Source organism: Alcaligenes sp. 13f (assembly GCF_020496585.1).
GTDB classification, from domain to species: domain Bacteria; phylum Pseudomonadota; class Gammaproteobacteria; order Burkholderiales; family Burkholderiaceae_B; genus Alcaligenes; species Alcaligenes phenolicus.
Genome location: NZ_JAHKKC010000048.1, coordinates 1 through 7,952, shown reverse-complemented (window position 1 = coordinate 7,952; position 7,952 = coordinate 1). Strand labels below are relative to the sequence as shown.

Annotated in this window: 4 protein-coding genes; 3 read left to right on the top strand and 1 reads right to left on the bottom strand. The window is 57.0% G+C overall.

What is annotated here, in order from left to right:
* The first annotated feature begins 228 nt into the window (after nucleotides 1-228).
* From KOE80_RS19945 to ccsB, 3 genes are all read left to right on the top strand, one after another.
* The gene (locus tag KOE80_RS19945) at nucleotides 229-933 is read left to right on the top strand and encodes a c-type cytochrome (protein WP_026484814.1); all 705 of its coding nucleotides are present in this window, start codon (nucleotides 229-231) and stop codon (nucleotides 931-933) included.
* Nucleotides 934-1,160: 227 nt separating this feature from the next.
* Nucleotides 1,161-3,203 (top strand): cytochrome c biogenesis protein ResB, encoded by a 2,043-nt coding sequence (locus tag KOE80_RS19940; RefSeq protein ID WP_226349827.1) that lies wholly within the window; start codon nucleotides 1,161-1,163, stop codon nucleotides 3,201-3,203.
* Nucleotides 3,204-3,218: 15 nt separating this feature from the next.
* Nucleotides 3,219-4,577 carry a c-type cytochrome biogenesis protein CcsB gene (gene ccsB / locus KOE80_RS19935; protein ID WP_035269615.1) on the top strand — a complete coding sequence of 453 codons (1,359 nt, stop codon included), beginning with the start codon at nucleotides 3,219-3,221 and terminating at the stop codon, nucleotides 4,575-4,577.
* Between the two features lie 877 nt (nucleotides 4,578-5,454).
* On the opposite strand, the gene KOE80_RS19930 is transcribed toward ccsB, so the two are convergent.
* The coding region (locus tag KOE80_RS19930) for an EAL domain-containing protein (protein WP_226349826.1) at nucleotides 5,455-7,952 on the bottom strand (2,498 nt) is incomplete at its 5' end.

Sequence of the window (7,952 nt, the reverse complement as noted above, 5' to 3'; positions counted from 1 at the left end):
GGGCGATCGGATATATAATCCGAAGCTATGTCTGCTGGATGTGTTGTGCTTGAGCCGGATGCGGTGAAAGTCGCAAGTCCGGTTCTTAGGGGGGAATGGTTCAGCAATGAACCGTTCCTACCCTCCAAACAGTAATGTCGTAGTCCACTGGGTACTGACCAGCGGCTTACGGTGGCTTTTGCGGGGCGCATGCGGCACCCCGATTGATTCGCGATTATCGAGGTCCAAATGAAGCGTGCGCTTTCCCGAGTCGTTATCGCAAGCAGCCTGACGATGGCTTGCTCTGTGGTTTTTACCGCTAACGTGGCCAATGCAGCTGGTCTGCCCAAGCCAGATGCCGCCAAAGGCGAGCAGCTCTACCTGCAAGGTGAGATGTCGCGTGGCGTGCTGGCCTGTGTGACCTGTCACGGGGATGGCGGCAACAGTATTATTCCGGTCAACCCGTCGCTGGCTCACCAGCCGTACGAGTACCTGGTCAAGCAGCTGCACGATTTCCGTGCCAAGGACGAGAAGTCTGTGCCTTCCCGTCGCGGCCCTGAAGGCGCCAATAGCCTGATGACCGCCATTGCTGCCGGCATGACCGAAGAAGATATGCAAAACGTGGCTTTCTTCCTGTCCCAACAGCCCGTGAACTGGGATCAGGCAGCTAACGCTACCAAAGAAGACACCATGGAACGTGGCCAGAAGATCTGGCGCGGCGGTTTGCCCGAGCGTGGTGTTGCGGCCTGTGCCGCTTGCCACTCGCCTGATGGCGCTGGTATGCCCGGTCAGTTCCCCCGTCTGGCTGGCCAGCACCCTGCCTACATTGCCGAACAGCTCAAATTGTTCCGCAGCGGCGACCGTGCCAATGGCCCGATGATGCATGACATCGCGGATCGCATGTCGGACGCCGACATTGCAGCCGTGTCAGATTTCGCAGCTGGCCTGCGTTAATCAGTCCAAGGGGGCCATTGGCCCCCTGACTGTCTGAAGCCTGACATTCGCTTTTTGGCCCCAGCTTCCTGATAGTCATGGCAGTTTGGGAGCCGTTAACAACGGGCAGTGCCGATTTGGGCCGGGTCTCGTGTTGGTGTTTTGTCCAGCGATCGAACTTTGTGTGCGTTCTGCGTTCAAAGTCTGGATGTTTCCGGTGAAACCCCCCACCTCCTAAGCTAGCCTTTGTGAAAAAAGTATCCCCCGTACGTCGCTTTGCGGCCGATTTCCTGGAATTGCTCGGTTCGATGCGCTTTGCCATCAGCTTGCTGATGTTCATTTGCGTAGCTAGTCTGATCGGCACTGTTCTGGCGCAAAATCAGCCCGCCAATACGTATATCGATCAATTCGGGCCGTACTGGTTTGAATTTTTCGACCATTTTTCGATCTGGTCCATCTACAACAGTGGCTGGTTCATGGTCATCATGACGTTTCTGGTGGTCTCGACCACGCTGTGCGTCATTCGTAATGCCCCCAAGATGATCCGTGAAATGCGCACGTTCAAAGAGCATGTGCGCGGCGGCAGTCTGAAAGCCTTTCCCCACCGTGTTGAACTGGAAAGCGCCGGTGCTCCCGAACATAATCGCGAGCAGGTGCAAGGCTGGTTGCAGTCCCAGGGTTACGCCGTGCGCGTGCGTCAGGATGACGACGGCAGCATGATGATGGCGGCCAAGAAGGGCAGCGCCAACAAGCTGGGTTACATTTTTGCCCACTTGGCGATTGTGGTGATCTGTGTGGGCGGCCTGCTCGACAGCGAATTGCCCGTGCGCCTGCAAGTGTGGCTGGGTGGCAAACAGCCCATTACTGAAAACATGCTGATTTCCCAGGTTCCCGAGTCGGGTCGACTGGGCTTGGGCAATCCCAGCTTCCGCGCCAATATGCTGGTGCCAGAGGGAGCCCGTACGGCTACTGCCGTGGTCAATTCCGGTGAAGGCGTCCTGATTCAGCCCTTGCCTTTTGCCCTGGAGCTCAAGCGTTTCCTGGTGGAGTACTACTCAACCGGCATGCCCAGCAGCTTCAAGAGTGAAGTGGAAGTTACCGATCCCGTCACGGGCGATACGTTCGAGCGCACCATCGAGGTGAACGAGCCGCTGCGCTACAAGGGTGTCACGGTTTACCAGTCCGGTTTTGACGATGGCGGCAGTATCCTCAGCCTGAAGGGTTACCCCTTGGTAGGCCCTGGCTCCAAGACCTTTGCGCTAAATGGCAAAGTGGGCGAAACCGTAGGCATTGCGGCCCAGGAAAGCCCCAACGAACATGCTTTGACGGTTCAGTTGACCGAGCTGCGCCCCATCAACGTGGAGAACCTGACTGAGGGTGATCCTCAGCCCAAGGCCATGATTGAACACGTAGCCGCGGTTACTGGTAGCGCTGCCAACAAGAAAGATCAGCATCTGAAGAACGTCGGCCCCAGCGTGAACTATCGCTTGATCGACGATCAGGGCCAGTCCCGCGAGTTTGTGAACTACATGCTGCCGGTGGAGCTGGATGGCACCCTGGTGTTTCTGGCCGGTATGCGTTTCTCGCCCGCCGAGCCGTTTCGCTATGTGCGTTTCCCGGCTGACGACAAGGGTTCCTTGAAGGAATTCATGGATTTGCGTGCGGCCACGCAGAACGAGGCCCTGGTGACCCAGGCGGCCGAGCGCTTTGCCGAGCGTAACTCTTCGTCGCCCGAGCAAAAAGAGCTGATGCTCTCTGCATCCAGAACCGCTTTGCAGACGTTTGTGCGTGCCGGTTTTGATGGCTTGATCAGCCGTGTCCCCGAGGCCGAGCGCGAGCGTATTCTGGGTTTTGCAATTCCCATGATTCAGTTCACACTGTCGGAATTGCGTGATTTGATCAGGCAGCAACAAGGTTTGCCAGAGGTGGATTACAGTCAGGAAAATAGCGATGCCAATCGCTGGATTCAGTCTGCTGTACTGGCGTTTGCCAACCTGCCTGATTACCCGGCACCGGTTATGTTGACCTTGGACAGCTTTGAGCAAGTTCAGGCCAGCGTATTCCAGGTGGCGCGCAGCCCCGGCATGTACATTGTGTACTTGGGTTGCTTGTTTCTGATTATTGGCGTGTTCTCGATGTTCTATATCCGGGATCGCCGTGTGTGGGTCTGGATTCGCCCTCACAACCAAGGCAGCAGTGTCATGGCTGCCATGACATCTCAACGTCGCAACTTGGACTTTAACCTCGAGTTTGATCGCCTTAAAGCGGCGTTCAACCGGCTATCTGTCTGACAAGGTGTAGCTACTATGGCGCAGACCCTTTCTTCGGCCACTCCCTCGATGTGGCAAGACAATATCGCTTCCAGTGGTGACCGGCGCGGTATCCGTGGCCGTCCGGACTGGACGGATGTGCTGTTTCTGGTGGTACTGGCTTTGGGTGCGGCGTATGCGCTCAATGTGTACAGCACCAGTATGGATTACTACGAAAAGATCATTCTGGTGGCTTTTGTGCCGTTTGTGGCCTGGCTGGGGTGGTTGTGGCGTCCGCTGCGCACGCTGCTGGTGTTGTCTGGTTTGACAGCTTTGCTGGCGGTCTGGCTGTACAGCACGGGTGATGGTTTGGGCACCGGCGATATTGAAAAGGCCGATTCGGTTTTTCTGCTGAAGTATTTGTTCTCTTCCCAGTCCGCCATTTTGTGGATGTGCGCGCTGTTCATTCTGGCTACGGTGATGTACTGGGCTGGTTTTTTCAGCAATACGGCGGCCTGGATGGGGTCGGGGCTGACCTGGGCGGCGATCTATGCCGGGATGACCGGTTTGCTGGTGCGCTGGCGCGAAGGCCACTTGTTGGGCCCGGACATCGGTCATATCCCGGTCAGCAATCTGTATGAAGTGTTTGTGCTGCTGGCGCTGATTACTGCCTTGTTCTACATGTATTACGAGCGTCGTTACAACACGCGTGCCTTGGGTGGCTTTGTGCTGTTGGCGATCAGCTCGCTGGTTATTTTTCTGCTGTGGTATTCCTTCACGCGTGATGCACACCAGATCCAGCCTTTGGTGCCTGCGTTGAAAAGCTGGTGGATGAAGCTGCACGTGCCGGCCAACTTTATTGGTTACGGTACGTTCTCGTTGGCGGCCATGGTGGGTTTTGCGTATCTGGTTAAGGAAAATGGCGAGACGCGTTCGCGTGCCAAGCTGATTCCGGTGTTTTTGCTGGGTGCGATTCTGTGTGCCGAGCCCATGATTTTTGGTTCGCGCGAGTTGTCGCCTACCTGGATGCTGTATTTCGGTATCGGTAGTGTGATCGTGGGTACGATTCTATATTTCCGTGGTCCGATTTCGCGCAAACTGCCTTCGCTGGAGGTGCTTGATGACATCATGTACCGGGCGATTGCGGTGGGTTTTGCCTTCTTTACGGTGGCAACGGTGTTGGGGGCCTTGTGGGCCGCTGATGCTTGGGGCACATACTGGCAGTGGGACCCGAAAGAGACTTGGGCTTTGATTGTGTGGCTGAACTATGCGGCTTGGTTGCACTTGCGCTTGCTTAAAGGGCTGCGAGGCACGATGGCAGCGTATTGGGCGCTGGGTGGGCTGCTGATTACCAGCTTTGCGTTCCTGGGCGTGAATATGTTCTTGTCGGGGCTGCATTCCTACGGGGAGCTGTAAGGTTTCTGCTGTTCTGGGGTGCTTGTGTTTGGGCTTCGGAATGGCGGTTGTAGAATTGGGAAACCCGAGTTTGGCTGAGTGCCGGACTCGGGTTTTTTTGTGGCTGTTTACTTGTCCTGTTAGGGGCGGATGCCTGGTAGGGGCTTGAATGGTGCTTTGGGGGGGCATAAGCTCTGGGAGACGCCGCTGGTGTGCGGGCCGGGGTGTCGGGGCTTGAGCGCTTGCCGGTGCTGCGCACCGGTGCCCTTGGCAGAAGATCGCGTAGGGCGCATCCTGAACTCGCACGATGGTTTGTCCCCCGGACAAACCATAAGCGTCGTGCTCAAACAGCAGGATGCTTGAACCCCTACGCGATCTTCTGCCCGCGGCAAGCACTCTGAATCGCCCCGACACCCCGACCCGCACACCAGCGGCTCACAGTGTTTATTTATGGACCAGTCCTAATTTTTTCGGTGAATGGTGGGTGGGTTTAGGGGAAGCGTGATTGCGGTTTTTGGGTTAGGCGTTAATCGGAAGTTTGTTGGATTGAGGTGGCTTTGCTTAGCCAGACTCAGATCTAGACCGCTAAAACCCAAGCTAGCTCGATGTCTGTATCTATCTTCAGATCTATTTACTGCTCCAACTTTAGATACGCGCCTGCACTCGGAGCGGTAGCAGATATGAAGTGCGAAATTTAGAGTTGGGTATTACGCAGTGGTAAGTGGTGCGATCGGGCCAGAAGACTCAGGCTCTTATATGGCAGGGTGTCGGGGTGATGATGGTGTCAGGAAGGCTTTTATAGCTTCCCCATGACATTTGCAATGAAGGTGCATCAATGTGGTGAGAAACGCGGTCCTTTGCCACCCAGGCCCTCTGTGGGGCTTGGGCGCTTACCTACTTACATGGCGGGCGGGAACTTGTCCTGGGATTCGATCAGGAACTGTCTGGCGGCGGCGTCGTGGACCAAGTCGGTCATGGCTTGGGCTTTGAGCAGGTCTGCGGGGGTGCAGGCTTTGGAGATGATGAAGCCTTGTACGTAGTCCACGCCCAGTTCTTGGAGGGCTTTCAGGGTGGGGACGTCTTCTACCCATTCGGCGATGCTGATCATGCCTAGGTTGTTAGCCAGTTCAACGATAGTGCGGACGATGGCGACGTTGGTTTCTTTCTTCAGCATGTCGCAAATCAGGGCACCGTCAATCTTGATGGCGTCGGCGGGCAGTTCGCGCAGGTAGGAGAAGGAGGTGTACCCCGCTCCAAAGTCATCCAGTGCGATGCGCACGCCCATTTTCTGCAGGCGACGCATGAAATTACGTGTGTGCTCCAGGTCGTCCAGCGCGACGCCTTCGGTGATTTCTACACACAGTCGGCGGGCCAGGTGTTCGAATCGGGCCAGGATGTCGAAGAGCCATTTGATGAAGGTGTCGTCGTTCAGGGACACGCCGCTCAGGTTGATGGTGACCCATTGGGTCTTGCTCAACTGGGCTTCGTGTTTGGACATCCATTCCAGGGTGGCGGAGAACACCCATTTATCGATGATGGTGATGGTGCCGCTTTCTTCTGCTGCTGCGATGATGCGGCCGGTAGGGATGAGCTGGCCAGAGGAGTCGCGCACGCGCAGCAAGGCCTCGAAGTTCAGGCTGTCCATGGGGCGACGCAAGGCAGCGATAGGCTGCATTTCCAGGTATAGCGCGCGAGAAGAGCCACCTTCCAGCTCTTCAAATAAACGTAGTTCTTCGGCGTGTTCTTGCAGGACGTTGGAGTCCTGCCCGTAGATAATCATGTCCTGATGCAGGCGGCGGGCGTCACGGGCAGCTCGGCTGGCGGCGGAGATGGCTTCTTGCGGAGCCATGCCGGGGGCGACTTCGACCAGCCCCAGTGTGCTGCGCAGGTTGAAACTGCGGTTGCCAGCCAGCAAGGGGCTTTTGTTCAGCGATTCCAGCACGCTATTAGCCAGAGTGCGAGCTTGGTCGGGTTCGCAGTCTTCAAAGATGATGACAAATTCGTCGCTGCCGATGCGGCCAATCTTGTCTTTGCTGCGCAGGACAGATTCCAGTTGCTCGCAGACTTTCAGCAGCAGGGCATCGCCCGAGGAATGGCCGAAGGTGCCGTTCACATATTTGATGTGGTTCAGGTCCAGGTAGGCCAGCAGGCAGGGTTTGTCGTCCTGGCTGCGGCTGAGCAGGCCGTCCAGTGCTTTTTCGATACCGCGCTGGTTCAGGACATTGGTAACCGGATCGTTGTCGGCCATCAGGCGCAGTTGGCGGTAGGTCTCGGCACGGGCGGTGATGTCTTGCAGAGATCCTTCGATGCACTGATTGACGATGGCCACACGCAAGGCAAATTGGCAGGGCTGGGCATCGGCGTCGTAGTAGGTAATGGTCACGTCCTGACCATTTTGTGTGCTTTGGGCGACAGCTTTCCAGTCTTGTTCGGGAAAGAAATTGGTCCAGTGTATGGTGCTTTCGTTCGGGTCTGCGTCTATGTTGAGCATGCGCGCCAGAATGGGACTGATGCGCAGAAAGACGCCGGACTCGTTCAGGGTAAACATGCCGACGGGGGTCAGCAGGTAGTGGGCCATGAGTTCGTTACGGGCGCGCAGGGATTCGCTGCGGTCTTCTCGCAAGCGTTCACCTACGGCCAGGGCTACCATCAGATTGGAGAGCAGGAAGGCGATGACGCCGTTGAAGTTCTCTACAAAGCTGGAGCGACCAAAGGCCACCAGAAAGATGGCTGAAATCAGCATGCACAGGGCCATGCTGAGCAGCACCAGTTGCCAGAGCAAGATGCGCGAGCGGGTGTGCAGGAGGATGGACAGCAGCACGGCAGAGACGCAGCACAGCGCGTAAATGGTGCTGACCCACATGACGGGTTGGAACACGGACGCCGGGGCCAGCAGGGACACGGGTAACAGGATCAGGCCCAGTATGCCCACCGTAGGCAGCAAGCGTTGCAGGCGGGCGGTGGTAATCGAGTTGCCCAGCAATACCGTAAACAGGGAATAGCTCAGGATGAAGTAGCAGGCGATGGTCACCTGACGCAGCACCGGCATGTACTGCGAGGGCAGAATCTGGCCTAGCCACTGGGTATCCCAGCCCATGGCCATCGAACCCAGGCGCAGGTTGCCAATCAGCCAGACTGACAGCAGCAGGTAGATCCAGGCGCGGTTGGTGGCGGCCAGCACCAGCATGAACATGGCCATGGTCAGCAAGCCGCCTTCCAGCAGCCCTATGCCACGGCTAAGACGGATCGAGGAGTTGGTGACGTCAGCGCTGGCCCAGAGCTGAGCTTGCAGGAGGGTGGGGCGGGAGGTCTCGACACGGCACAGCACGGTGTCGGGGTGGTTCGCCTGGCCTAATTCCAGGGTGTAGCTTTTTACCGGGGCGGGTGACAGCGGGG

Excerpts from the sequence above, each read along its gene's own strand:
- KOE80_RS19945 (WP_026484814.1), top strand. The coding sequence starts at position 229 with ATGAAGCGTGCGCTTTCCCGAGTCGTTATCGCAAGCAGCCTGACGATG.
- ccsB (WP_035269615.1), top strand. The coding sequence starts at position 3,219 with ATGGCGCAGACCCTTTCTTCGGCCACTCCCTCGATGTGGCAAGACAAT.